This is a genomic window from Trinickia symbiotica (assembly GCF_002934455.1).
GTDB lineage: Bacteria > Pseudomonadota > Gammaproteobacteria > Burkholderiales > Burkholderiaceae > Trinickia > Trinickia symbiotica.
Genome location: NZ_PTIR01000012.1, coordinates 120,509 through 145,635, shown reverse-complemented (window position 1 = coordinate 145,635; position 25,127 = coordinate 120,509). Strand labels below are relative to the sequence as shown.

The following is a 25,127-nucleotide window of genomic DNA, read 5'->3' as shown; positions in this document are numbered from 1 at the left end:
GATGGGGCAGGGGGCGACGGCACCGGTCGTCGCGGTCACGGGCATGGCTTTCGAAGCCCGCATCGCGCGCGGCGAAGGTGTCGAGGCGGTATTCGCCGCCCGCGCCGATTTGCTCGAGCATGCGCTTGCCGAGGCGCTCGCGCGCGGCGTTTCGGGCGTCGTCAGCTTCGGGACGGCAGGCGGACTCGACGCCGACCTGAAGCCCGGGACGCTGATCGTCGCCGACGCAATTGAAGGTCCGTTTGGCCGCGCGCGCACGGATTCGTCATGGAGCGCGCGGATCGCCGCGGCGCTCGCCGCGTCGCCGCTTGCGCCGCGTGTCCGGTTCGGTACGCTCGCTGCCGTGACGGCTCCACTTGTCACCGTCGAGCAAAAGGCTGCATTGCATCTCGCCGCGGGAGCGCTTGCGGTCGACATGGAATCACATATCGCCGCTGCGATGGCCGAGGCGCGCGGCCTGCCGTTCGTGGCCTGCCGGGCCATCGTCGATCCCGCCTGGCGCTCGTTGCCGAGCGCGGCAACGGCCGGTCTGCGCGACGACGGCACGACTGCCCTGATGCCGATCCTTACAGAGCTTTTGAAGGCGCCCTGGCAGCTCGCCGCGATGATTCGGCTTGCAGCGGACGCAAGCGCCGCTCGCGCGACGCTCACGGGCGCGCGACGAATACTGGGCCGCGCATTCGGATTGCCGGCATAGGCCCGCGCAGGTCTACTTGCCGGCGGCGGAGCTTGCCGGCGCGGCCGGCGTAGCGGGCGCGGGAGCGGGCAGGGGTGCCGTCGGCACCGGAGGGCTGGTCGGCGTGGTTGTCGCCGGCTCGCTTCCGCTCGCGGGCGCCGCCGGCGCCGCACCTGAGCTTTCTTCGTCGCCATAGTTCGGCAGCGCGGGCGCCGTGCCCGTCTCGGCGCCCAAGCGCGAGCGCCGCTGCTGCAAGTAGGCGTCCCGGACGAACGAGTATTTGTCGAGCGCCGCTTGCTCGAGGATGTTCGTCGCCCCCAGCAGGTCGGAGCGCGCGCTGACGAATTGCAGGACATAGAGCTGCGTGCGCGTGGACGGCTCCGCATAGTTCAGCGGATTGAAGCGGACATCGACGGCGAGCCCGACGCCGTCCCGGAACGTGCTCGGTCCGAAGACCGGCAGCACGAGGTAAGGCCCCGAAGGCACGCCCCAGCGCCCGAGGGTGAGCCCGAAGTCCTGATGGTGTTTGGGCAGTCTCGCAAGCGTCGCGAAATCGATGAGGCCGCCGATGCCGAACACCGTGTTCATCGAGAAGCGGATCATGTCCGACGTCGCATCGGTGATCTTCAACTGCAGCAACTCGTTGGCGATATTGCTGAGATCGCCGAGATTCGAGAAGAAGTTGCTGATCGCCGTGCGCAACGGGTGCGGCGTCACTTTCTGATAGCCCTTCGCAACCGGTATCGCAATGGCGTGGTCCACGGCGTCGTTGAACCTGAAGATCGTGCGGTTCATCGGCTCGAGCGGGTCGCCTGGCGTGCGGTTCGCACCTGTTGCGCAGCCCGCGAGCATGGCCGCGGCAGCGAGAGTGGCAGCAAAGGTTCGCATCTTATCTATCGATTCCTTCTAGTTCTTTGCGGGGCGCTTGTGCTTTACGCGGCTTGCCCATCAATATCGGCTGAAAAACGACCGCACCGACGAGCGTGCATGAAAGCGCGAGTGCGAGCAGCCGTCCCATGCTGGCGGTGCCCGGATGATGCGAGAGCCAAAGGCTGCCGAACGCGGTTGCCGTCGTTGCGGCACTGAACAGCACTGCGTGAGTGAGACTGGACGAAAGCAGGCTAGTCTGACCGGCTCGCCATGCCATCACGAAATACACCTTGAATGCTACGCCGACGCCAAGCATCAAAGGCAGCGCGATGATATTGGCGAAGTTGAGCGGCATGCCGAAGATCACGCAAAGCTCGAGCGTGACGAGGGCCGAGGCCAGCAGCGGAATCATCGTTCGCAGCACGTCGCCGAAGCGGCCGAGCGCAAGCCACAGCAAGACCGTGATCGAGATCACGGCGAGCACGGCGGCCTGCAGGAATGCCTTGATGATTACGCGCGCCGAATAGAGGATCGAAATCGGCCCACCGATCGCTGCCGGATCCGCGTGTTTCACCGCGTTGGCGAAGCGGCGCAACATCGCGTCGTCATTGGGATCGACGCCGGGCGGCACGCGCGGCGCGATCTGCACGAGCGCGGCGCCGCCTGGGGCGACCCATTGGCGAACCAATCCGGGCGGCAGCCCTTCGCGCGTAATCGTGGAGGGCTGCAGCAGCATCGTCAGTTGCCGAAGCGCGAGTCGAAGCGGCGTCGAGAACGCCGCCTCGGCACGGTCGCGCGCCGTGGGAGCCGCCGAGGCCAGTTTCGAAATCGATGCCGACAGGCGTCGCGCCTCGCTCGCGCCCGGCCCCGGATGATCCTCGGCCGCGTATTCGAGCAGGTTCGACGCGCGCTTGAGCGCGGCGACGCGCTGAGCGTCCATGGCCGGCGGGGCAGTCGGCTGTGTCAGCGCGGGCAGCAGCGCATCGGCGGCCTGCTTGATCGACGCGAGCTTCTCGGGCTGATCGGCGGGAACGAACGTCGACAGCGTCGTGGCGCTCCCCACCTCCGGTAGCCGGCCGAGACGCTGTGCCGTGGCGTCGGCGGCGGCAAGCGACGGCGCGAGCACGACCACATCGTTGACGCCCGCCTCCGGCGAATCCTTCAGCGAAAGCAACGTCGCCATCGATTCCGTCGTCGGGTCCTTCAGATGCAACGGGTTGAAGTCGAACTGCAGATGCGCAAGCAGGGGCAGCCCGCAGACGATGACGGCAAGCGTGCCGATCAATATCGGTTTGCGGTGGGCCTGAAGAAAATCGTCGATGGGTGCCAGCCGGGGAAAGCCCGGGCTCGCCGGCTCACCGGGAGGCGCGAGCAGTTTCAGCAACGCCGGCAATACAGTCATCGTGCTGAGGTAAGCCACGATCATGCCGACGCCGGCGATGAGGCCGAGCTCGGAGACGCCGCGGTAGGCCGTCGGCAGGAACGAAAAGAAGCTCGTTGCCACGGCCGCGGCCGCGAGCGTCAGGGGCAGGCCCATTGAGTGCACGGCGCCGACGAGCGCATGATCGAGCCGCGCATCGCGAAAATGCTCTTCCCGATATTTGACGCCGTACTGGATCGCGAAGTCCGCGCCGAGCCCGATGAAGAGCACCATGAACGCGACCGAAATCATGTTCAGCGAGCCGACCATCATGAGCCCCAGCGCCGTCGTGATCGGCAGCCCCACGGCAAGCGTGACGAAAACCGCGCCGATGATGCGCATCGAGCGCAGCGCGAGCCAGAGGATCGCGAGCACGACCAGCAGCGTGATGATGCCATTCACGGCGGCTCCGTCTTGGACGGAGGCGAATTCCTCGTCGGCGAGCGGCTGCTGTCCGGTCAGCCGGACCACCGCGCCAAACCGCTTTTGCAAGTCGAGCGAGACGGCGGCGGCACGGATCGCCGCAGAAGCCTGCGCGCCTGCCTGCAACGCTCCGAAGTGGAGCACCGGCGTCACGGTGACGAACGCGCGTGCCGGCTGGCGCGCCGCGTCGGCGTCGACGAGCGCGCGCCATGAGAACGCCGCCGGCTTGCCCGCCAGCACCGCGTCGACGGTATCGGCGCTGCGCGAGAATAGCGTCGCGAGGCTCGGCAGTGCGACTTGCCCTGATTGCAACGGCAACCCGAGCATCGTCGACAGCGTCGTGGCAAGGCCCGTCAAGCTCGGATCGTGAGCGAGGGCGTTGATGAGCGGCTTCGCGCTTGCCAGTTGCGACGTCGTGCCGGCCACCTCGCGCGTCGACAGGAAGAGCAAACCGTTGTGCTCGAAGAGCGGGCCGCCAGCGGGCTGTGTGACGTCGCCGATCTCACTCGCGTAAACGGGCGTTTTAAGACCGGCGGCGAGCGCATCGGCCGCTGCATCGGCGAGCTCCGGCGCCGGGGCCTCGACAACGGCGAGGATCGTCTGGTCGCGCTGCGGAAAGGCACGGTCGAGCGCCGCGCCGAGCGCTGCCCATTGGGGCTCGTTCTCGATCAGCTTGCTTACATCCGTATTGATCTGGAAGTGTCGCGCGACGTAGACGCCGCTTGCCGCAGCCAGCGCCAACGCGAGCGCGACGACCCAGATCGGGCGGCGCACCGACCAGTCGACGAGTCGGACGATTAGGGACGTCAGCATGAGAGGGTTGGCAACGGGGACGGGATAAGCAAAAAGAGTCTAAGTATACCGGCTGCGCGAGCGACACCCGGATTGCATGTACGGCAAATCGCGGGCCACGGATGCGGCTTTGGGGGATGCGCCCGGATGTCCTTCGTGGGCACGTACCATGCGCGACGCATGGGCGGATGCTCTCCCGTGTGCGCTTCCAGGGAGCGGACGGCGGGAAGGCGCGGCGCCGGCGGCAGTATCGGATTGAAAGCGTCTGTATCAAACAAGATGCCACGGGGCCAATGGTCGGTATACTGCCAGCGGCTGCTTGGCGATCTGGCCGTGTAAACGGTCTGCCGCGGGACGCCGGACTTGCCGGTCGGCACTTTTTTCACTCGAAGCGTAATTCATGAAACGTCAACTGTTCGCTTTTCTCCTGGCCTCGTTCGTCGGCGTTGCCGCCCATGCGCAGACCACGCCCGTCGACGTCGTCAAGCACGCGGTCGTCGGCACCGTGGACGCGATGAAGAAAGACCCCGGCGCGCGCACCGGCGATTTGACGAAGATCACGCAGATCGTGCACGAGGACTTCATTCCCTCGACGAACTTCGAGCGCACGGTGCGCATTGCCGTCGGCCAGGCCGCATTCAATCAGGCGACCCCCGAGCAGCAAAAGGAGTTGACCGGCCAGTTCAGCACGCTGATGACGCGCACTTACGCCGCCTCGCTTGCGCAGCTCGGCTCGCAAGACGCGAGGTTTGCGTTCAAGGAAGGAACGGCGACGGTCAACGACGCGCTCGTCATGTCGACCGTCACCACGCCCGGCGATAGTCAGACCGTCGGCTATCGGCTCGGCAAGGTCGGCAGCGATTGGAAGATCTACGACATCGACATGTCGGGCGCCTGGCTGATCCAGGTCTATCAGGGGCAGTTCAAGGCTCAACTGCAGCAAGGCGGCGTGCCTGCGCTCATCGATTACCTCAAGAAGCACAACGCGCGCACCGAATGAGGGGCCAGAGTCGGCTAACGCCTTTGGCGCCGGATCGCCCGGCGCCGGCCCCTTCAGCGATGCCGTCGCTCCACGGCAAACTTGATCAGCTCCGCCTGGCCTTCGATATCGAGCTTGCGCTTGAGATTGAGCCGGTGCGTCTCCACGGTCCGCACGGATAGCCCGTAACGCTCGGCGATCTGCTTGCTCGACAAGCCGTCGGCGAGCGCATCGAGGATTTCGAGCTCGCGCGGCGTCAGCCGCTCGGCAGGCGTCTGCAGTCCGCTCGCCTGAATCATTCGCGCCGCGATGTCCGCACTGAAGAACGTCCGGTTCTCGAGAACGGCCGCTATCGCGTGAACGATTTCGGTGGCAGGCGAGTCCTTGAGCACATAGCCGCTCGCACCTGCGCGCACGGCTTGCGTCACATACTCGATGTTGTCGTGCATCGATAGCATCAGGACTCGCACCGCCGGAAAGCGCTCATGAAAGATGCCGGCGAGCGCAATGCCGTTCATGCCGTTCATGCCGACGTCCATCAGCGCGAGGTCGGGGCCGAGCTTCTCGGCAAGCGCGAGCGCCTCGTCCGCATTGCCCGCTTCGCCGGCGACTTCGAGCCCCGGCACGCCTTCGAGGCGCAGGCGCAGGCCGTCCCGTACGAGCGGATGGTCATCGACGAGGATAATTTTGGCGGGACGAGGGGCGGGTGCGGGCGTACTCATGCGCTGCGAGCCTGTTGCTCCGGTTGGATAGGCGCGTCTGGTTCGATGCTGCTCGCGAGCGGCACATGCGCGGTGACGACGGTGCGGCCCGGCTGTGATGCGAGCAAGAGCGTACCACCGAGCGCGTCGAGGCGCTCGCGCATATTGCGCAGGCCGATGCCACGGCGCGCGTCTGCCTGCACGCGCTCGATGTCGAAACCGCAACCGTCGTCGGTGATCGAAAGGGTCACCGCATGTTCGGATAGACGAAGCTCGAGCGTCGCATGCGCGGCATGTGCATGGTGCACGATGTTCGTCAGCGCTTCTTGCGCGATTCTGAAGAGCGCAGTGTTGAGCGCATCGGGCAGCATGCGCGCGGGTCCGTGCGCGTGGCGCGTGAATACGACTTCGAGGCCTGTCTCGTCGCCGAGCTCGTGCGCCAGTTGCTCCAGCGCGGCGGCAAGGCCGAGATCGTCGAGCATCGCCGGGCGCAGCGCATGCGAGATGCCGCGTACCTCGCGCAATGCGTCCGAGAGGCGGGCTAGGCCCGTCGAAAGCGCCGCTTCCGCGCTCGGCACTCGCGCATTGCGCCCACCGGCCGATTCGAGACGCGCCAGCGCCGATTCGAGCAGCAGCTTGACCGACACCATCTTCTGGCAGATGCCGTCGTGCAACTCTCGCGAAAGCCGCGCGCGCTCCTCCTCCTGCGATTCGACGACCTGCCGCGCGAGCCGCTTCAACTTCGCGTCGGCGCTGCGATGCTCGGTGACGTTGATGATCAGCGCGCAAGCGGCGATGACGACGAAGCCGGCCAAGGCGATGGCGCCGATCCACGTCAGCGTCCGGCCGATATTCGAGGACGCGCTTTCGTCGATGTGCGCGAGCGCTTCATGGACGCCGTCCAGATAGATGCCCGTGCCCATCATCCAGCCCCAGCGCGGCAGCGGCACCACATAGCCGAGCTTCGCTTCGAGCTGGTTCGTCGACGGCCGATGCCAGACGTAGCGTACGTAGCCGCCGCCTCTCGCCGCGGCCGCGATGAGCTCCTGAATCGGGAGCGCTCCTTCGGGGTCGCGCAACGACCACAGATTGCGGCCGACGAGATCGGGTTCGCGCGGATGCATCAGCGAATTGCCGTGCATGTCGTAGACGAAGAAGTAGCCGTCGGGGCCGAAATCCATCTTCTCGAGCACGGCCAGCGCCTGGCGACGCAGCGCCGCATCGTCGCTCGCGGTATCGGCGCTCGCCGCGTAAAGCGGCGCGATGGCGCTGGTCGCCAGCTCGACATAGTGCTTGAGCTCGAGTTGCTTGCTCGACATGTAGGCCGCTTCGACGCTCGCATGCTGCGCCTTTGCAAGCGCTGTCGCCTGCAGGCGCACGCCGATGCCGATTCCCGCGATGGCAACGAGGAACGGCACAATCGCAAGCAGAAAGATTTTGGTCTTGAGCTTCATGTCGACGGACTGCCGCGCCTTAAGCCCCTTCAAAGCGAAAGCGCGACGAATCGCTTCGCCGCGCTTTCTTCGATCATTCGAACGAGTGGACTGCCGAAATCAGCCGCTCAGTGCGCGGCAGCCGTCCGCGTCTTGTTCGCGCCGCCCGAGCGCTTGATTTCCTCGAGCTTAATTTCGACGTGGCGCGAGAAGACATATTCGGCCGGACGTTGCTTGTCGAGCGGGATGTCCTTCGCGAATGCCCCTTCGATCTTCGGCCCGCGCATGCTGACGCCGAGCGCCTTCAGCGGATGCGCGACCGTATCCATCACGGCCGTCGCTTCGAATCCGCTATGCACCATGCAATCGGCGCACTTTTCGTAGTTGCCGGTTCCGTAAGCGTCCCAGTCGGTCTCTTCCATCAGTTCCCTGAACGTCTTGGCATAGCCTTCGCCGACGAGATAGCAGGGCCGCTGCCAACCGAACACGGTACGCGCGGGATTGCCCCACGGCGTGCAATGGTAGGTTTGGTTGCCGGCCAGGAAGTCGAGGAACAGCGCCGACTGGCTGAACGACCAGTTCTTGCCGCGTGCGCCGCGCTTGAAGATCTCGCGGAAGAGCTGCTTCGTCTTGTCGCGATTGAGGAAGTGCTGCTGGTCCGGCGCGCGCTCATAGGCGTAGCCCGGCGAGACGGTGATGCCATCGACGCCCATCGGGTGCAGCGTATCGAAGAATGCCGCGACGCGCTCCGGCTGCGCATCGTTGAAGAGCGTGCAGTTGATGTTGACGCGGAAGCCGCGGCGCTTGGCTTCGCGAATCGCGGCGACAGCCTTGTCGTAGACACCGTCCTGCGACACCGAGTGGTCGTGCATCGCCTTGTCGCCATCGAGATGGACCGACCAGACGAAGTACGGGCTCGGCTCGTAGTCGTCCATCTTCTTTTCCATCAGCAGCGCGTTCGTGCAGAGATAGACGAAGCGCTTGCGCTTGATGATGCCGCGCACGATCTCGGGCATCTCCTTGTGCAGCAGCGGCTCACCGCCCGCGATCGAGACGACGGGCGCGCCACACTCATCGACGGCGCCGAGGCACTCTTCGACGGAAAGGCGCTGATTCAGGATTGGGTCCGGGTAATCGATCTTGCCGCAGCCATTGCATGCCAGGTTGCAGCGAAAGAGCGGCTCGAGCATCAGCGCGAGCGGATAGCGTTTATTACCCGAGAAGTGTTGGCGCGCGATATAGGCGCCGACACGGACTTTCTGCAACAGTGGGATCGACAAAGCGTCCTCCTTGAACTTATCGTGCAGCGACGGGCTCGGCGAGCTTCGACGGCAGCTTGAATTCGACTTTCTCTTCGCGGCCGGCCATCGTCTCGACTTCGACGGGACCGAGCGCGCGTAGCGCGTCGATGACGTTTTCGACCATTTCCTCAGGCGCCGACGCGCCCGCCGTGATGCCGACGGTCTGCGCATTGGCGAACCATTCGCGCTTCACTTCGGAACCGTCCGCGACGAGATAGCTGGGCACGCCGCTTTCGGCGCCGATCTCGCGCAGCCGGTTCGAGTTCGAGCTGTTCGTCGCACCGACGACCAGCAGCACATCGACATGCGCGCTCAACTCGCGCACCGCCGCCTGGCGGTTTTGCGTCGCGTAGCAGATGTCGCGCGTGTCGGGACCGACGATGTCCGAGAAGCGCCGCATGAGCGCATCGATGATGCCGCGCGTGTCGTCGACCGAGAGGGTCGTCTGCGTGACGTAGGCAAGCGGCGTATCGTCGGGCAGCTCGAGTTGCGCGACTTCCGCTTCGCTCTGCACGAGCAGCACTTCGCCTGGAATCTGGCCGATCGTGCCTTCGACTTCGGGGTGCCCGGCATGACCGATCAGGATCAGCGTGCGGCCGGCGGCCACGTACTGGCGCCCCTGCACATGGACTTTCGTCACGAGCGGGCAGGTGGCATCGAGCACGTCGAGGCCGCGCTCTTGCGCGTCGCGCTCGACGCTTTGAGCGACGCCATGCGCGCTGAACACGGTCACGGCCCCGTGCGGCACTTCGTTGAGCTCTTCGACGAAACGCGCTCCCTTGCTGCGCAGATTCTCGACGACGTGCCGGTTGTGCACTATCTCATGGCGCACGTAGACGGGTGCGCCGTGCCGCTGCAACGCGCGATCGACGATCTCGATCGCGCGGACGACTCCCGCACAAAAACCGCGCGGCTGAGCAAGGATGACTCGCATGTTCTGGCGAACTCCGACTGGATCGGGGTATCGAATAAGCCGACTTGTTGCGGCTCGTTGATCGCCCTGATCCAACTATTATTAAAAGCGGGCGTGAAGCCGGCAGACTGAATCCAAACGCGCATTCTATCGCGATCGGGCCGCAAGCGCTTCAAAGCGCCTTTCGAGCGTTGCAGGCAGGGCAATGGCGCTTCTATTGTGCTTGCGCATTGCGCGTGCCCATGAGCGGCGAAGCGGGCGCCGGCGCGCTCCCGCCGCCTTCCCGGTAAACCCCATTAAACTACCGGTCTCGCCGTCAACCTTACATTCTCATTACCGGATGCGCTCATCCCTTTCGTTCTGTTCCCTGGTCAGCACGATCAACTTCGATTGCTCCGAGCATTCGCGCGCCGGCGGCCGCGATGCGTTGTTCATGCCGGCGAGGACGCGGGTATGGTGACGACCCTGCTTTTCAGCGTGTCGCTCGTCTCACTCATCATCTGGTGCGTGCTGCTGTTCGCGCGCGGCGGCTTCTGGCGCGCGCGGCCGCCGGTGCCCGTCGTCTTCGAGTCGAGACTAACGTGGCCCGCCGTCGTGGCGGTCGTTCCCGCGCGCAACGAAGCCGACGTGATCGGCGACGCGCTGGCATCGCTGCTCGCCCAGGACTACGCGGGCCGCTTCCATGTGATCGTCGTCGACGATCACAGCACCGATGGCACGGCCGATGCGGCGCGCGCCGTGGCGCTCGCGCTCGGGCGCGCCGAGCGGCTCAGCGTCGTGGCGGCGAAGCCCCTGCCCGCGGGATGGTCGGGCAAAGTGTGGGCGCAATCGCAAGGCATCGCGGCAGCGGCCTCGCTCGGTCTCGAAGCCGACTACTTGTTGCTGACCGACGCCGATATCGGCCATCCGACCGACGCCGTGACGCAACTCGTTGCGCGCGCAACGAACGAAGAGCGCGACCTGGTCTCGCTGATGGTGCGGCTGCGCTGCGACTCGTTCTGGGAAAAAGCGCTGATCCCCGCGTTCGTGTTCTTCTTCGCGAAGCTGTATCCGTTCGCCTGGGTCAACGATGCGCGCAACAAGACGGCCGCCGCGGCGGGCGGATGCATGCTCGTGAAGCGTTCGGCGCTCGAGGAGGCCGGCGGGATCGAATCGATCCGCGCGGAACTCATCGACGATTGCAGCCTTGCGGCGCGCATCAAGCATCGCGGCTCGGGCGGCCATGCGATTCGGCTCGACGTCGCGGCCGAGAGCGTCTCGCTGCGTCCGTACGATAGCCCGCGCGAGATCTGGAACATGATCGCGCGCACGGCTTTCACGCAGCTGCGCTATTCGCCGTGGCTGCTCGCGGGCACGCTCGCGGGCATGACAGTGATCTATCTTGTGCCCCCCGTCGTCGCGCTGTTGCTCGGCGCGCCGGGGTGGCCCGCCTGGATCGCGTGGGCCGCGATGTGCTGCGCCTACACGCCGATGCTTCGTTATTACGGGCGTTCGCCGTACTGGGCGCCGGCGCTGCCGCTTGTCGCGCTCTTTTACGTCGGGGCGACGTTGGCGTCCGCCATCCGCTATTGGCGCGGCAAGGGCGGCCAATGGAAGGCACGCGTGCAGGCGCCCGTGCAAGATCGTTGACGTTGCATTGAGGGGTTGCTTCATGGCTCGCCCCACCGCCGCGAAGGCCCAAGCGATGCGGCAGAGGCGGGCGAATGAAAGAGAAGGCGAGCCGCGGCTGCTATTTCGACAGCATCATGTAGAGCTGGATGACCATATCGGGCGAGAACGTAAATGGCACCCAGCCGTGCCCGGTGTGGCGAGCGACGAGCAACCGGTCGCCATTCGCCTGTTTTTGCACGGCGACGATCGGGTTCTTGGTCGAGACGAATTGCCATCCCTGCGCAATCGTCGTCGGGACCTCGGGCAACATCGATGCTCGCGCATTGGCGAGCTCTTCGACGAGTTGACCGATCTGCTCGGGACGCAGCGTGACGCTCTGCGAGCCGATCGTGAGCGTCAATTCGTTTTGCGATGGCCGGCCAACGCGCAGCGTAGGTTTATCGTCGCTAGTGCCCCGCGTTTCGGGGATTTCGGGCGTTTGGGCCGGCGAGTCGGCCGCGTCGGCCTTCTCGGGTTCACGCTGTGCGGCCGCCGCGAGCGCCGCTTGCGCGGCCCGGTTGAGCTCATTGATCTGATCGATGCTTGCTTCCAGCGCCCCGATCTGTTCGTGAAGGTTCATGCGCGTTCTCGTTCGCGAGAAGAGTCCGCGATTTTAACGGCGCGCGGACGCATTTCCCGCGCCATCCCGATCAAGGTTGTAACAAAATGCACGAGGCCGGCCTTCGCTCGCGCCTGCGCCTCTATCCCTTTGCCTCAAGCTTTCAAATAGCCGGCCTCGCGGAACCAGTCGAGCGCGTCGTGCAGCCCTTCCCGATAGGGGCGAGAGCGATACCCCAGCTCGCGCTCTGCCTTTGCCGAGCTGAAATACATCTTGTTCTTCGCCATCTTGAGTCCGTCGATGGTCACGAACGGTTCGCGCTTCGTGAGCTTGGCGACGCATTCGGCGCCGAATGCGATCGGATAGAGCGGCAAGCGCGGCAGGCTGATGGTGGGCGGTTTGCGGCCGGTTCGCGTTGCGATGTCGGCGAGCATTTGCTGCAGCGGCAGGTTTTCGCCGCCTAGAATGTAGCGCTCGCCGATGCGCCCGCGCTCGAGCGCGAGCAAATGGCCCGCGGCGACGTCGTCGACGTGCACGAGATTGAGTCCCGTATCGACGAATGCCGGAATCTTGCCGAGCGCCGCTTCGACGATGATGCGTCCGGTCGGCGTCGGCCGCACGTCGCGCGGACCGATCGGCGTGGACGGATTGACGATGACGGCCGGCAGCTGCTTTTCGGCGATCATGCGCTCGACGGCGCGCTCGGCGAGCACTTTGCTGCGTTTATAGACGCCGATGGCTTGCTCCGGCGCGAGCGGCATCGTTTCGTCCGCGACGCGGCCTTCGCTCGTGACTTTCAAAGTGGCGACGCTGCTCGTGTAGACGATGCGCTCCACGCCTTCGGCGAGTGCGGCCCGCATCGTCGCCTCGGCGCCTTCGAGGTTCGCGCGCTCGATCTCGCTCGGGTTCGGCGCCCAGAGGCGGTAATCCGCGGCCACATGAAGCAGATAGCGCACGCCGCGCAAGGCAACTCGCATAGAGGCCTCGTCGCGCATATCGCCGACGACGACTTGCGCATCGAGCGATTCGAGGTTCGTGCGCGGGCTCGTCGCGCGCACCAGCACGCGCACGGCGAAGCCGCGCTCGAGCGCTGCGCGTGCGACGGCCGAGCCGACGAAGCCCGATGCGCCCGTGACGAGCACGAGATCGCGTGATGTGGCGGTCATCTGAGGGGTTCCTTATTCGTTGCAAACCGATGCGACGCACCTATCGCATCGCTGGCCATTCCAAGCGTGTTGCGATTCTAAACGCGGACGCGGACGGCGTTGGTAGGAAGCGGGAACGAGAGCGGTGTTTCAGCTTGGCACGAGCGAGCCCGCGTTGAAGCGGTGGATGAACGTGTACGCGTCCACCGCGGGCATCGGTCGAGCGAAGCGGTAACCCTGCACGACGTCGCAACCGTGGCGGCGCAAGAACGCGAGCTGCAGGTCGGTCTCGACGCCCTCCGCGACGACGCTGAAGCCGAGGGCATGACCGAGCGACAGAATGGCCCGCGCAATGACCTCGTCTTCGCGATGCACGCCGATGCCGCGCACGAACGACATGTCGAGCTTCAGGCGCTCGGCCCGGAATCGGCGCAGCCGGGAGAGACTCGAATAGCCGGTGCCGAAATCGTCGATAGCGATGTCGACGTTCATCGCGCGCAGCGCTTCGAGGAGTTCCGCTGACCCGGCATTGAGGAGCGCGCCTTCCGTGATCTCGACTTCGAGTAGCTGCGGCGCGAGTTGCGCGCGCGCTAACGCGCGTTGAATCACGCACACGATGTCGCCACGCGCGAGCTGACGGGGCGACAGATTGACCGACATGCGCAAGCCAGGCAGGCTTTCCTGCCACGCCTGTGCTTGAAAGCAGGCCTGTTGCACGACCCATTCGCCGATCGGCGCGATGAGTCCATTTTCCTCCGCGATCGGAATGAACGTGGCCGGACTGACGGAGCCGTGCTCAGCATCGTGCCAGCGCAGCAGCGCTTCGACGCCGGTCACGCGGTGTGTTTGCAGATCGACCTGCGGTTGATACTCGAGTCTGAATTCGCCGTTCGAAAGTGCGACGCGCATGCGTCGCGAAAGCGAAAGCCTTTCGTCCGCCTGCTTGCCGAGCGCGGGCGTGAAGCGCTGCAGACCGTTGCGCCCGTTGGATTTAGCGCGGAACATCGCGAGATCGGCGCGGCGCAGCAAGGTCTCGGCATCGTCGCCGTCGGCAGGGAAGCAGGCGACCCCGATGCTCGTTTCGACATGGAACTCTGTATCGTCGATCGCGATGGGAGCAGCGAACACGCGCATGACGTGCGCGATGACCTCGCTCTGACGGTCGCATTGGCAAGCACCGCCAGCCACACTATCGCTATTTGCGCCGTTTTCGAGCACGACCATGACAAACTCGTCGCCGCCATAGCGCGCGACGGTATCGGACGGGCCGACGCATGACGAGAGCCGCGAGGCAATCTCCTGAAGCAGACGGTCTCCGACGCCATGCCCCAAGCTGTCGTTGACGTCCTTGAAGTGATCGACGTCCATGAACACGAGCGCCACGCCCGTATTGTTGCGTCGCGCGTCGTCGATCGCCTGTTCGAGCCGTTCATTGAAACGTTTGCGGTTCGGCAACGACGTAAGCGAGTCCACGTCGGCCTGCCGGCTCAGCAATTCGCGCGAGTGCTCTTTTTCGGTGACGTCGATGACGACGACGAAACAGCCGCGGCGGCCTGCGTACCTCATCATGTGATACGTGGGCTCGACGCTGAACCGCGTGCCGTCCTTGCGGATATGCCGGCGCACGCCCCTTGTACCGCTGGCCGGCCCATCGCGGGAAACGAGCACATCGAAGTCTTCGAGAAAGGGCGCGCGATCTTCGGGCGGACGCAGTTCGGTGATCGGCAAGCCAGCGAACTCTTCACGCGAGTAGCCATATAGGCGCATCGCCGCCTTGTTTGCGGCGGCGACGGTGCGGGTCGCAACATCGTAGACCAGCATCGGGAGGGGATGGCCTTCGAAATAGCGGCGAAAGAACGCGCCCCCTTGTTCGCTGGCGAAAGGGGCGCGAGCTCGTGCCTCCAGGCGCCGACCGACGACTTTCTCGCGACTGATCTTTACGTTTGCTGCGCGGCGTCGCTGACTCACCGTAGGGTCTCCTCTCGCGTTAATGAGTGATCGCGCTTACGCAATCAGTGCATTAACGGCGCTCGCGTCGGCATTCTTTAGATGTTTTGCGCGTGCATGAATCGCCCGGTTGCCGACCGCGGGCGTCGACGGCGTCTAAAATGCCCGCTTGGAGCGAAAGCATTGGAGCGTTGGCTATGACAGCCCCCGATTTGAATACGAGGATCGAAACTTACTATGTGCATCTGCGCGGTGCCGTGCAAGGCGTCGGGTTCCGGCACGCTACGGTGCGACGTGCCCACGAGCTCGGCATTACAGGCTGGGTGGCGAACCTCCCCGACGGATCCGTGGAGGCGATGGTGCAAGGGTCCGCCAATCAAGTCGACCGAATGCTGGAATGGCTGCGCCGTGGTCCGCCCGCGGCGCGCGTGACTGATTTCGCGAGTGAAGAGCGGGCAGTGGAGAAGCGTTTTGCCCGTTTCGAGCAGCATTGAACGACTCACTCGCATTTGCGTGTCAATACGATGACATTGCGCTGAGGTGTGCCGCGAAGCACGCTTGCCCACACCGTGAGGCATTGCACCGCGAATGCGGGCTTCTCTGACCGCGTCGCCGTGCGGGTTTGCTCGCGTTCACTTCGCGAATCGCAATTGACTCACCCGCGCCGCGCATTGATGACAGTCGGGTCGCTATGCTTTTCGATCGCGGCACGCAGTCCGGGCCTCCATCCGAGCCCGAACAATGCTTCGGCGAGCACGAAAAGCGGGCCGATCAGAAGACCGATCAGGTCGTCGGCGAACGCGGGCTTCCTGTGCTCATAGGCGGCATGGCCGACGAACTGAAAGACCCAGCCGACGACGAAGAGCGCCGTGCCCGAGGCGAGCCAGAGCGCGAACGAGCGATGTGCAGCCCATTCGCCGATCGAAACGCAGACGGCCGAGAATGCCGCCATGGCGAGGCCCAGCGAAATGTCGAGCCGCAGGTAATAAAGCGTCGCTCCGATGAACAGTGCCCAAGCCGGCGAGACGACGAACGGCAGCACGCCGAAGGTCGATGAAGGGCGGCTCAGCAGTATTGCCACCGCGAGCACGATCATCGGAATGCCGATGAAATGCGTGGCGATGTTGCGGCGATCCCGGTGGTACGCAGCGTAGTGCGAAAGCTGGTCGGTCAGGGTTTTCATTTCGACGGCGCTTCGAGCCAAGCGCGGGATGATTGTCGATGACCGCACCATCGCATGAATCGCACGGCGATTTCAAGCGATTGAATGTTTTCTTCGGTGAATAAGGAGTCGAGAATCGCCGCGGCAATGAGCGCTCGACGCGACGCTACTTGCAGTCCCGCCCATCAAGCCGCGGCGCCGTCCGTCAAATTCGTGCGCAACGCATCGACGAAGCGCATGAACGCGGTCAACGAGCCGGCGATGCTTTGATATTTCTCTCGTCCGATCTGGCCGTCGAGCGTAACCAGCAGCCCGGCGCTCCGCGCGAGCGCCAGGACGTGGTCGGCGTCGGTCGCATGATCGAGATTCGGATCGTGGCTCATCGCGGCTCTCCTTGGCGCAGTGGTATGGTGCTGTCATCCGTTGCTGCCTTGCTGCCCAATCAACGGATAATCAGATCTCCATGTCTGCAGTATCGGCCGCCCGTCATGTTTTGGAAATCAGACGGCACTGAACCTTCCGTAGGCCAGGTGGTACCTATGTCAGCCTCGTCCTACAAACAGCCGGGCGTTTTTATGGGGCAGCCGCGCCTCTCGTCATCGGGCGCGCAGCCGAGCAATGGTGCTCAGCAGCGCGTCGAGCATGACCGGCTTCGTGAGATGCGCGTCGAAGCCTGCATGCAGCGCGTCTTCCACATCCCCTTGCCTTCCGAAGCCGCTCAACGCGACCGCCTTGACATGGGCCAACTCGGGGCGCCGCCTCACGGCCTCGATAAACTCGAATCCGCTCATGCCGGGCATGCCGAGATCGGACAAGATCAATGACGGCGGTGTGCTGTCGAGCATCTCGAGCGCCTGCTCGCCGTTTGTCGCGACGGCGACACTCGCGCCCTCCATTTCGAGCAGCAGCTTGAAGGTCTCGACCGTTTCAGTGTCGTCGTCGACGAGCAGGATTTCCGCGCCGTTGAGGAACGTAGACGGGTACGCGGCGCCGCCGGCGTCGGCTGCCGCGCCGACGATGCGCGGCAACTCCACGGTGAACGTTGCGCCGAGACCGAGGCCATCGGAGTGCGCGTCCACTCGCCCGCCATGCACGGCAACGAGCTCCTTGACGAGAGAAAGGCCGATGCCGAGTCCGCCGCGCTTGGCCGCCGTATTCGTGCGGCCTTGCTGGAACATGTTGAAAATTTGCGGGAGCATGCTCGCATCAATGCCGATGCCGTTATCGCTGACGGAAAGTCTTGCCGCGTGCTCATCGAGCGTGAGCTCGACGGAGATCTTGCCGTTGGCATCCGTGAATTTCATCGCATTGCTGACGAGATTCCAGACGACCTGCTCGATGCGCGTGAGGTCCGCATTGATCGCGACTGGCTCGTCAGGCAAGGAAAGTCGGAAATCGATGTTGTTGCGTTGTGCCTCTTCCTGCACGGTGTGCGAGATGCGCTGAACGACTTCCTTCAGATCGACGGCGCTGCGCGTGATCGAGAGCTTGCCCGTGCGCAGCCGCGACATGTCGAGCAGGTCGTCGATAATCTGCGCTTGCCCCATGACAGTACGTCGTATCGTGTTCGCAGCACGCGAAATCGCGCTGTTCTGCCGCGCATCGGGCGCGCGCGCGATCAGCTCGGCGCTGGCGCTGATCAGATTGAGCGGATGCTTGAGCTCATGCGAAACAACGGCGAGAAACTCATCGCGGCGGCGCTCGACTTCGTCGAGGCCTGCTTGCCCCGCCTCGCGTAGCTGCTCCTCGGCGGCGCGGCGCGAGGTGATGTCGACGAACGAGAGCACGGCGCCGTCGATGCGGTCCTCCGTCGTGCGATAGGGCAGGAAGCGCGCGAGATACCACCGCCCGTCAGTGCTTTTCAATTCGCGTTCGATGAGGCGCAGCGAATCGAACGCCTCGGCGGCATCGTCGGCGAGCCTGTCGTATTCGAGCCGGTGCGTGATGTCGAGCAGCGAGCGTCCGACGTCGGACGAGATGATGCTGAAAACGTCCGTCGCCCGTGGCGTGAAGCGCTTGATCCTCATGTTGCGGTCGACGAAGATCGTGCCGATGTCGTTGGCCGTGATGAGGTTTTGCAGATCGTCGTTGATCTTGCTCGTTTCTTCCACTTTTGCTTTGAGCTCGGCGTTGACGGTCGTCAGTTCCTCGTTGATGGACTGCAACTCCTCCTTGCTTGTCTCGAGCTCCTCGGTCGCGGAACGCAGCTCTTCGTTGATCGCCTGCAACTCCTCGTTCGAGGCCTTGAGTTCCTCTGTCGACGTCTCGGACTGCTCGATCGTCGCCTGCAACTGCTCTTTCGTCCGCTGCAGTTCGCGCTCGAGCTGGGCGATGATCGGATCGTGCTGATCGTCCGCTTGTGCACCGTTCGAGCCGACCATGCTGTCCTCGACTTCGTCGAAGAGAACGAGGATGAAGTCGGCATTCGCTTCGTCGTCATGAACGGGCCGCGCGATCATATTGACGAAGAAAGATCGCCCCTCTCGGTCCATCCGCACGCGTCGCGCCTCGACGCTGTGTTGCGTCTGCAACGCCTGATAGATGGCGGTCCTGAGCTCGAGCCTGAGCTCGGGTCTCACCGCCGCAAGAATGTTGTGCGACGGCTCGCCTCCAGCGTAATGAAGGAACCGGCCCGCGCGGTCGGACAAATGGACGATCTCCGAGTCCCGGTTCACGAGTACGCTCGGCGGCGCGTATTGCTCGACGAGCCGCTGATGGAGGTCGCCGAACGAGAACTTGCGCTTGCCCGGCGGCTGCAGCACCGACAAGGTGGGGCGCACGCCGTGCGCACCCGATGCCGCGATCGGCAAAGGGGTGTCCGTACGGACAGCGACGTTCGCGCGGAAGATGCGCGCCTTTTTGTCGACGACGGCAAAAAGACCGCCGACCGTATCGGCCGCCTCAGATGTGCCCAGGAAGAGATGACCGCCGGGCCGCAACGCGAAGTGGAACGTGCGCAGGATGTCGATCTGCGCTTCGCGATCCAGATAGATGAGCAGATTGCGGCAGCAGACGAGATCGAGCCGTGAGAACGGCGGATCGCTGAGCACGTTATGCAATGCGAACAGCACGCGCTCGCGGAGTTCTTTCTTGATCCGGAAATGCGCCCCTTCCTTGGAGAAGAATTGCTTCATGCGCACGGCGTCGACGTCGGCGGCGATCGATTCGGGATAAAGGCCGTCCCGCGCGATATTGATCGCGCGTTCGTCGATGTCTGTGGCGAACACCTGGAACGGCACATGTTCCGATGTCTGCGCCGACGCCTCCTGCAGCAGCATGGCGATCGAATAGGCTTCTTCCCCCGTCGCGCATCCCGCCGCCCAGACGCGTACCGGTTCCTCGGCCGTGCGATTGCGAAAGACGATCGGCAGCACCTCTTTGCGCAGCGCCTCGTAGGCTTCCTTATCGCGGAAAAAGTTAGTCACGCTGATGAGCATATCCTGCAGCAGCGCGGCCGTTTCCTCGGGATGCACGTGGAGGTAATCGCGGTACTGCTGCAAATCGGTGAAGCCGTTCACTTGCAAGCGCCGCTCGATCCGGCGCAGGACGGTGGCGCGCTTGTAATGCCGGAAGTCGTGAGCGGTGCGCGTACGCAAGATGATCATGATCTCGCGCAACGCTCGTTCATTACTTTCGGAGAACGCGCGATTCGTCTCGCTGTCCTCGTCGGCTCCTTCCGGCTCGGCCGGAAGCCGGATCTGCTTTGCGTTCTTCCAGAAGTCGAGCAGACGCTGCGGCATTTCGCTGGCCGGCAGCGTGAAGTCGATCATGCCCGTCGCGATAGCCGCGTGCGGCATGCTGCTATGTTCCGCCTCGGCGGGCGCTTGCGCGAGCGTAATTCCCCCGAGCTCCTTGATGCGCGTGATGCCGACGGATCCGTCGGAGCCGGCGCCCGAAAGCACGATGCCGACCGCCCGTTCGCGATGCGCCGCGGCGAGCGAGCGGAAAAAGAGGTCGATGGAGGTGGCGTAGACGTCCGTCGTTTCCTTTTTCTCGACATGCAGCTCGTCGTCCGACATCGTCATCCCCAATGCCGGCGCGATGACGTAGACATGGTTCGGCTCGATCGTGACGGTTTCCGTCACCTGACGGACGGGCATTTCGGTGAGCGGCTGCAGCACGGCGCTCAGGTTGCTCGAATGTTCAGGCGAAAGATGCAGGACCACCACGAACGCAGCCCCGGTGCGTGCGGGTAGCGCCTCGAGAAACACCTTTAGCGCTTCGATGCCGCCGGCGGAAGCACCGAGACCTACTACGGGAAAAGGCAACCTGCTAGGCGGCTTGCCACCACTCTGTTTGCGCATTGTCTGTTGATCGATCGAGGATATCGGCGGCTCGACCGGAACCGGCAACTCACTCCTCGCCGCGCAGAAGCTTCTCCAGCGTTCGTGCCGATGCTTCGGCACGGCGCGCCTCGCTGAGGCGGCGTTCGGCGTCAACGGTCTCACCTAAACGACTATGATACGCGGCGCGAAGCTTGCTTTGTGCACTCTTTTCATGCAGCACGCGCAGCGCCTCCGAGATCGCGCCTTCGACGACTTGATCCGTCGCGGCACCGAGGCTTTCGAGGCTGAACGCATGCCCGGTATGGCAGCGATAACGCGGAGGCCCCGCTTCGTGCATTCGCCATAACGTTCCGCCGCATTCGGGACAGGTCAGCGATGAAGGCTGAGCGACTTTATCCGGCATCTTGTCGATCGATTCGGGTGCGAGGACCGCATGGTTCTCCGCAATGAGGCCAGCCGGACACGGAGGCACGGATTCCGGTACCGGGCTGCCGGCCAGCGCGCCGAGCATCGCTCCGATTTCGTTCGCCGCAAGAATGTAATCCGGCGGCGTATAGCGCATCGCGTTGCGTGGCATCTCGGGCGCGAATGCATCTTCAGGGTCTTGCGCGATCGTCAGCCCACCGCACGCCCGCACAGCGGCGAAGCCTGCCGTGCCGTCGTCGAGCTGGCCAGTCAAAATCGCCGCGATGACACGCGCGCCTCTTGCCACGGCGGCACTTCTGAATAGCGGATCGATAGCCGGCCGGGCGAAGTTTTCCTTCGGACCCCGAACCGTTTTTGCCACACCGTCGGTGAGATGAGGTGCCGATCCGGGGGTGCCACATAAATTCTTCCGGTCTCGAGCGGCTCGCCGTCGCGTGCGTGATCGGCGCGCAACGGGCCCACTTTCTGGAGCATCGAGGGCAAGATGCTGTCGTTGCTGCCGATATGCAGAACGACCAGCACCGCGGCTGGCAAATTCGCCGGCAGCCGCTTGGCAATCGCGCATAGCGCGTCGACACCGCCAGACGATGTACCCAGAACGATCGTATCCCTGCTTTTGCGCGGTTCCAACACGTGCCCCTTACCCCCGTGTTCAAGTCGAGCAAGGCCTGTTCCCGCGGCGGTTCCGTCACGTTGCGTCACCGAAAGGCGCGTTATACTCGGTGCCGCATTTCAGTCGTCACCTTCACAAGAGGCAGACGTCGAATAGCTCTTCGACCTCGGATATGGATAACAATGAAAGCGAGCGTTGCGAATCGTGCCTGACGCCGGCCGAGGGCCGTGGCGGGGCATGGCCGTACCGAACGGGATCGGCGTTTGCCATTGCGGCGCTCCTCACGGCATGCGCGGTAGGGCCCGACTTCAAGCCACCGGCGCCGCCGCTCGCGCGTGACGTCACCGAAGAGCCGCTTCCTGATGAAACGCGAGCCACTCCCGTGCCCGGCGGCGAAGCGCAGGCTTTCCGGCCCGACGTGGGGCTCGATTCGCGCTGGTGGACGGCCTATGGCTCGCCCGAGCTCGACCGTCTCGTCGAGGAGGCATTGCGCAACAATCCGAACGTCGCATCGGCGCAAGCTGCGTTGCGCGCCGCCGAGCAGCAAGTCGTCGCGCAACGCGGCGCGCTCTTTCCCTCATTGAGCGGCAGCTTCAACGCGACCCGGCAGAAGATCAACGGCGCGACCGAAGGTTTTCCGCAAGCGGGCAGTTTCGTCTTCACCCTCTACAACGCATCGGTCAATCTGTCGTACAACTTCGATGTATTTGGCGGCGTGCGGCGCGGCATCGAAGCGCAAGAGGCCGCGCGCGAGGCTCAGCGCGAAGAACTGCAGGCGACCTATCAGACGCTCGCGGCCAACGTCGTGACCACGGCGCTACTCGAAGCGTCGCTGCGCGCGCAGATCGATGCGACCGACGGACTCATCGCATCGGCGCAGCATCAAGTCGATTTGAGCCGCAAGCAGTTCGAGCTCGGCGGCGCGGCGCGCTCGGACGTCCTCTCGGCCGAATCGAATCTCGCGACGCTCGAGGCCACATTGCCGCCCTTGCGGCAGCAACTGGCGATGGCGCGCAGCCAATTGGCCGTCTATCTCGGCAAGCCGCCGGCCGAATACGGCGAAACAGGGTTCGACCTCGCCTCGCTGCGCCTGCCGCGCGACATACCGGTGATGCTGCCCTCCGACATCGTGCGACAACGGCCCGACATTCGCCGCGCGCAAGCGCAACTGCATCAGGCAAGCGCGCAAATCGGCGTCGCGACGGCCAACATGTTGCCGCAGTTCGGCCTCTCCGCGAGCTATGGGGACTCGGCTCAATCGCTCGGATCGCTGCTGTCGAATTCGGTGTTTTCTCTGGCAGGCAACCTCGCGCAACCGCTGTTTCAAGGCGGTGCATTGAATGCGAAGCGGCGCGCGGCCATTGCGCTCTACGATCAATCTCTCGCCCAATACCGGCAGACGGTGCTGCTCGCCTTCAAGAACGTTGCCGACACGCTGCGCGCGCTCGACAACGACGCGCAAACGCTGAACGCGCAATACCGGGCGCAGCGGGCCGCCGCCGACAGCCTGCATCTGATCGAGCAGCGGTTCGGCCTCGGCGGGGCCAACAATCTCGATCTGCTTGTTGCGCAGCAGCAGTACGATCGATCGCGCATCGCCTACGTGCAGGCGTTGGCGGCGCGCTATCAAGACACCGCCGCGCTCTTTCTCGCGCTCGGCGGCGATTGGGAGAGGGGCGCGAACGGCGGCGCGCAACGGTCGCTGCCACCCCCGTCGCGGCAATAGAAGACATTGAAGACACAGCAGATGCGGAAGATACAAACGACTATTCGAAACCGGAAGCCAACATGACCGACAAGTCGGACTTGCTGCGGCAATTGCGCATCGATCGCGACAAACGTGCGCCTGAAGAAACGGGTCTTCGCCGCCGGTGGTGGATGGCTGGAATCATCGCTTTGCTGATCGTGGCCGGGGCCGGCTCGCTCGTCTGGCTTCGCTCGGGCGTACCGCAGGTGAAACTCGCGATCGCGCGGCCCGTCTCGACGGGCACTGGCACGGCGGGCGCGTCGATACTCGATGCATCGGGTTATGTCGTGGCACGCCGGCAGGCGACCGTGTCGGCCAAAATCACCGGCAAGCTCGATCAAGTCTTCATCGAAGAGGGCCAGCACGTCAAGGAAAACGAGATCGTGGCGAAGCTCGACGACACGAACGCGGCGGCGGCACTTTTGCAGGCGAAGGCCGGCGTCACGCAAGCGGAAGCGACGCTTGCACAGGCGAAGGCGGCCGCCGACGACATTGTGCCGATTTATCGACGGAATCAGCAGCTCGCCGCGGCGGGTGTGATCAGCAAGGAGGCGCTCGATTCGAGCAAAGCCGACTACGATGCGAAGCAAACGGACTTGGCGGTGGCGCAGGGCAACCTGGCCGTGCGCCGGGCAGCGCTCGCGGTCGCGCAGCGCGAAGAAGACGACACCATCGTTCGTGCGCCTTTTACGGGTGTCGTCACGACGAAGAACGCGCAGCCCGGCGAAATCGTGTCGCCGTTGTCGGCCGGCGGCGGCTTTACGCGCACCGGCATTTGCACGCTCGTCGACATGGATTCGCTCGAAGTCGAGGTCGACGTAAGCGAAAACTTCATCGGTCGCGTTCATGCTAACGAACCCGCCGTATTGAAGCTGAACGCCTATCCTGATTGGCAGATTCCGGCGTACGTGATCGCCGTGATACCCACGGCCGATCGCAGCAAGGCGACGGTGAAAGTGCGCGTCGGTTTCAAGTCGCGCGATTCGCGTATTCTTCCCGAGATGGGCGCGCGCGTATCGTTTCTCGGCGAAGCTGGCAAGTCGGCCGGCGGCTCCTCTGAGGCAGGCGTCGTGTTACCGCCCGAAGCTGTACGGCAAAGCGCCGATGCGGGGCAGAACGCCGGTGTCGTGTTCGTGCTGCACGACGACACGGTAGAGCGGCGCGTAGTCAAGCTGGGCGCGCGCAACGACGACGGCCAGACGGTGTTGTCCGGACTGGCGCCCGGCGAGCGCGTTGCTATCGGCGATTTCTCGAAGCTTGCCGACGGCGTGCACGTGAAGGTCGTGGAGCGCTAAGCGCTAAGTTCGTTCTCAACTTGCGGGACAGGGCACTCGCTGCGATCAGGATGCGGGACCGCTCGAACACCTCGACGAGGAGCACTCATGAGCGCAATCGTTTCTCTGCAGAACGTCGTCAAAACCTATACGCGGGGCAAGCAGACCGTCGAGGTCCTGCACCACCTGAATCTCGAGGTCGACGAAGGGGACTTCGTCGCATTGATGGGGCCGTCCGGGTCAGGCAAAACAACCGTGCTCAATCTGATCGGCGGCATCGATCATCCGAGCTCGGGCGAAGTCGTCGTGGCGGGCGAGCGGATCGATCGACTGAGGGGCAGCCGGCTTGCGCGCTGGCGCGCGAACAACGTCGGATTCGTCTTCCAGTTCTACAACTTGATGCCGATGCTGAGCGCCGAGCGTAACGTCGAGCTGCCGCTGCTGCTCACGTCGTTGAATCGCCAGGAACGCAAGCGCAACGTGCAAGTCGCGCTGTCGGTGGTCGGGCTCGAGGACCGCATAAAGCACAAGCCGGCCGAGCTTTCCGGGGGGCAGGCGCAACGCGTTGCGATTGCGCGTGCGCTCGTCTCCGACCCCAAGCTGCTCGTTTGCGACGAGCCGACCGGCGATCTCGATCGGGCCACGGCCGATGAGATCCTCCATTTACTGCAGGTGTTGAACCGGGATTACGGCAAATCGATCGTGATGGTCACGCACGACCAGAAAGCAGCCGATTTCGCGACGCATACGCTGCATCTCGACAAGGGCAGGCTTGTCGAGGAGCCCCTAAAGACCGAGGCGTGACACGAG

General features: G+C 64.2%; 21 protein-coding genes. 7 read left to right on the top strand and 14 right to left on the bottom strand.

The window, feature by feature from the left end:
- The first annotated feature begins 1 nt into the window (after window position 1).
- Window positions 2-697, top strand: a complete 696-nt coding sequence (locus tag B0G57_RS18140) for a phosphorylase (protein ID WP_018444387.1) — start codon at window positions 2-4, stop codon at window positions 695-697.
- A 12-nt stretch (window positions 698-709) separates the two neighbouring features.
- On the opposite strand, the gene B0G57_RS18135 is transcribed toward B0G57_RS18140, so the two are convergent.
- Window positions 710-1,564 carry an MlaA family lipoprotein gene (locus B0G57_RS18135; protein WP_018444386.1) on the bottom strand — a complete coding sequence of 285 codons (855 nt, stop codon included), beginning with the start codon at window positions 1,562-1,564 and terminating at the stop codon, window positions 710-712.
- A gap of 1 nt (window position 1,565) precedes the next feature.
- Window positions 1,566-4,202 carry a hopanoid transporter HpnN gene (gene hpnN, locus B0G57_RS18130; protein ID WP_018444385.1) on the bottom strand — a complete coding sequence of 879 codons (2,637 nt, stop codon included), beginning with the start codon at window positions 4,200-4,202 and terminating at the stop codon, window positions 1,566-1,568.
- A gap of 379 nt (window positions 4,203-4,581) precedes the next feature.
- On the opposite strand from hpnN, the gene B0G57_RS18125 reads away from it, so the two are divergent.
- Window positions 4,582-5,181 (top strand): MlaC/ttg2D family ABC transporter substrate-binding protein, encoded by a 600-nt coding sequence (locus B0G57_RS18125; RefSeq protein WP_018444384.1) that lies wholly within the window; start codon window positions 4,582-4,584, stop codon window positions 5,179-5,181.
- A 53-nt stretch (window positions 5,182-5,234) separates the two neighbouring features.
- Here B0G57_RS18125 and B0G57_RS18120 read toward each other — a convergent pair whose 3' ends face one another.
- The 4 genes from B0G57_RS18120 to ispH form a co-directional block, all read right to left on the bottom strand.
- Complete coding sequence (locus B0G57_RS18120) at window positions 5,235-5,882, bottom strand: response regulator (protein WP_018444383.1); 648 nt, start codon at window positions 5,880-5,882, stop codon at window positions 5,235-5,237.
- Window positions 5,879-7,315, bottom strand: coding sequence for a cache domain-containing protein (locus B0G57_RS18115; protein WP_018444382.1), 1,437 nt, complete (start codon window positions 7,313-7,315; stop codon window positions 5,879-5,881). Before B0G57_RS18115 ends, B0G57_RS18120 begins: the two co-directional genes overlap by 4 nt.
- 107 nt (window positions 7,316-7,422) lie before the next feature.
- On the bottom strand, window positions 7,423-8,574 hold the full coding sequence (gene hpnH / locus B0G57_RS18110; RefSeq protein ID WP_020566614.1) for an adenosyl-hopene transferase HpnH: 1,152 nt from the start codon (window positions 8,572-8,574) through the stop codon (window positions 7,423-7,425).
- A gap of 16 nt (window positions 8,575-8,590) precedes the next feature.
- Window positions 8,591-9,529, bottom strand: a complete 939-nt coding sequence (ispH, locus tag B0G57_RS18105; RefSeq protein ID WP_018444380.1) for a 4-hydroxy-3-methylbut-2-enyl diphosphate reductase — start codon at window positions 9,527-9,529, stop codon at window positions 8,591-8,593.
- A gap of 432 nt (window positions 9,530-9,961) precedes the next feature.
- On the opposite strand from ispH, the gene B0G57_RS18100 reads away from it, so the two are divergent.
- Window positions 9,962-11,137, top strand: coding sequence for a glycosyltransferase (locus B0G57_RS18100; RefSeq protein WP_018444378.1), 1,176 nt, complete (start codon window positions 9,962-9,964; stop codon window positions 11,135-11,137).
- A gap of 100 nt (window positions 11,138-11,237) precedes the next feature.
- Here B0G57_RS18100 and B0G57_RS18095 read toward each other — a convergent pair whose 3' ends face one another.
- The 3 genes from B0G57_RS18095 to B0G57_RS18085 all read right to left on the bottom strand — a co-directional run bounded on the left by B0G57_RS18095 (window position 11,238) and on the right by B0G57_RS18085 (window position 14,830).
- Window positions 11,238-11,738 (bottom strand): hypothetical protein, encoded by a 501-nt coding sequence (locus B0G57_RS18095; protein WP_018444377.1) that lies wholly within the window; start codon window positions 11,736-11,738, stop codon window positions 11,238-11,240.
- A 134-nt stretch (window positions 11,739-11,872) separates the two neighbouring features.
- Entirely contained in the window at window positions 11,873-12,883 is a 1,011-nt protein-coding gene (gene hpnA, locus B0G57_RS18090; protein WP_018444376.1) for a hopanoid-associated sugar epimerase, read from the bottom strand.
- Window positions 12,884-13,012: 129 nt separating this feature from the next.
- Window positions 13,013-14,830, bottom strand: coding sequence for a putative bifunctional diguanylate cyclase/phosphodiesterase (locus tag B0G57_RS18085; RefSeq protein ID WP_146013384.1), 1,818 nt, complete (start codon window positions 14,828-14,830; stop codon window positions 13,013-13,015).
- A gap of 176 nt (window positions 14,831-15,006) precedes the next feature.
- On the opposite strand from B0G57_RS18085, the gene B0G57_RS18080 reads away from it, so the two are divergent.
- Window positions 15,007-15,303: an acylphosphatase gene (locus B0G57_RS18080; protein WP_020566613.1), complete on the top strand. Its 297-nt coding sequence runs from the start codon at window positions 15,007-15,009 to the stop codon at window positions 15,301-15,303.
- 161 nt (window positions 15,304-15,464) lie between these two features.
- On the opposite strand, the gene B0G57_RS18075 is transcribed toward B0G57_RS18080, so the two are convergent.
- The 5 genes from B0G57_RS18075 to B0G57_RS32155 form a co-directional block, all read right to left on the bottom strand.
- On the bottom strand, window positions 15,465-15,992 hold the full coding sequence (locus B0G57_RS18075; protein ID WP_026230365.1) for an Mpo1 family 2-hydroxy fatty acid dioxygenase: 528 nt from the start codon (window positions 15,990-15,992) through the stop codon (window positions 15,465-15,467).
- Window positions 15,993-16,156: 164 nt separating this feature from the next.
- Window positions 16,157-16,354 carry a hypothetical protein gene (locus tag B0G57_RS18070; RefSeq protein ID WP_018444371.1) on the bottom strand — a complete coding sequence of 66 codons (198 nt, stop codon included), beginning with the start codon at window positions 16,352-16,354 and terminating at the stop codon, window positions 16,157-16,159.
- A 213-nt stretch (window positions 16,355-16,567) separates the two neighbouring features.
- Window positions 16,568-20,275, bottom strand: coding sequence for a CheR family methyltransferase (locus B0G57_RS18065; protein WP_026230364.1), 3,708 nt, complete (start codon window positions 20,273-20,275; stop codon window positions 16,568-16,570).
- 49 nt (window positions 20,276-20,324) lie between these two features.
- A complete protein-coding gene (locus B0G57_RS18060) occupies window positions 20,325-20,969 on the bottom strand; it encodes a chemotaxis protein CheB (protein ID WP_262984472.1) in 645 nt (214 codons plus the stop codon).
- The gene (locus tag B0G57_RS32155) at window positions 20,933-21,316 is read right to left on the bottom strand and encodes a chemotaxis protein CheB (protein WP_262984473.1); all 384 of its coding nucleotides are present in this window, start codon (window positions 21,314-21,316) and stop codon (window positions 20,933-20,935) included. Before B0G57_RS32155 ends, B0G57_RS18060 begins: the two co-directional genes overlap by 37 nt.
- A 152-nt stretch (window positions 21,317-21,468) precedes the next feature.
- On the opposite strand from B0G57_RS32155, the gene B0G57_RS18055 reads away from it, so the two are divergent.
- The 3 genes from B0G57_RS18055 (at window position 21,469) to B0G57_RS18045 (ending at window position 25,121) form a co-directional block, all read left to right on the top strand.
- Complete coding sequence (locus tag B0G57_RS18055) at window positions 21,469-23,022, top strand: efflux transporter outer membrane subunit (RefSeq protein ID WP_018444369.1); 1,554 nt, start codon at window positions 21,469-21,471, stop codon at window positions 23,020-23,022.
- 62 nt (window positions 23,023-23,084) lie between these two features.
- A complete protein-coding gene (locus tag B0G57_RS18050) occupies window positions 23,085-24,338 on the top strand; it encodes an efflux RND transporter periplasmic adaptor subunit (protein WP_018444368.1) in 1,254 nt (417 codons plus the stop codon).
- 87 nt (window positions 24,339-24,425) lie between these two features.
- The gene (locus tag B0G57_RS18045; protein ID WP_018444367.1) at window positions 24,426-25,121 is read left to right on the top strand and encodes an ABC transporter ATP-binding protein; all 696 of its coding nucleotides are present in this window, start codon (window positions 24,426-24,428) and stop codon (window positions 25,119-25,121) included.
- Window positions 25,122-25,127: the final 6 nt, after the last annotated feature.

Coding starts and splice junctions, on each gene's coding strand:
- B0G57_RS18115 (WP_018444382.1), bottom strand. CDS start 7,315: ATGAAGCTCAAGACCAAAATCTTTCTGCTTGCGATTGTGCCGTTCCTC.
- ispH (WP_018444380.1), bottom strand. CDS start 9,529: ATGCGAGTCATCCTTGCTCAGCCGCGCGGTTTTTGTGCGGGAGTCGTC.
- B0G57_RS18120 (WP_018444383.1), bottom strand. CDS start 5,882: ATGAGTACGCCCGCACCCGCCCCTCGTCCCGCCAAAATTATCCTCGTC.
- B0G57_RS18065 (WP_026230364.1), bottom strand. CDS start 20,275: ATGCGCAAACAGAGTGGTGGCAAGCCGCCTAGCAGGTTGCCTTTTCCC.
- B0G57_RS18070 (WP_018444371.1), bottom strand. CDS start 16,354: ATGAGCCACGATCCGAATCTCGATCATGCGACCGACGCCGACCACGTC.
- B0G57_RS18125 (WP_018444384.1), top strand. CDS start 4,582: ATGAAACGTCAACTGTTCGCTTTTCTCCTGGCCTCGTTCGTCGGCGTT.
- B0G57_RS18140 (WP_018444387.1), top strand. CDS start 2: ATGGGGCAGGGGGCGACGGCACCGGTCGTCGCGGTCACGGGCATGGCT.
- hpnA (WP_018444376.1), bottom strand. CDS start 12,883: ATGACCGCCACATCACGCGATCTCGTGCTCGTCACGGGCGCATCGGGC.
- hpnN (WP_018444385.1), bottom strand. CDS start 4,202: ATGCTGACGTCCCTAATCGTCCGACTCGTCGACTGGTCGGTGCGCCGC.
- B0G57_RS18095 (WP_018444377.1), bottom strand. CDS start 11,738: ATGAACCTTCACGAACAGATCGGGGCGCTGGAAGCAAGCATCGATCAG.
- B0G57_RS18050 (WP_018444368.1), top strand. CDS start 23,085: ATGACCGACAAGTCGGACTTGCTGCGGCAATTGCGCATCGATCGCGAC.
- B0G57_RS18135 (WP_018444386.1), bottom strand. CDS start 1,564: ATGCGAACCTTTGCTGCCACTCTCGCTGCCGCGGCCATGCTCGCGGGC.
- B0G57_RS18045 (WP_018444367.1), top strand. CDS start 24,426: ATGAGCGCAATCGTTTCTCTGCAGAACGTCGTCAAAACCTATACGCGG.
- B0G57_RS18100 (WP_018444378.1), top strand. CDS start 9,962: ATGGTGACGACCCTGCTTTTCAGCGTGTCGCTCGTCTCACTCATCATC.
- B0G57_RS18055 (WP_018444369.1), top strand. CDS start 21,469: ATGGATAACAATGAAAGCGAGCGTTGCGAATCGTGCCTGACGCCGGCC.
- B0G57_RS18075 (WP_026230365.1), bottom strand. CDS start 15,992: ATGAAAACCCTGACCGACCAGCTTTCGCACTACGCTGCGTACCACCGG.
- B0G57_RS18080 (WP_020566613.1), top strand. CDS start 15,007: ATGACAGCCCCCGATTTGAATACGAGGATCGAAACTTACTATGTGCAT.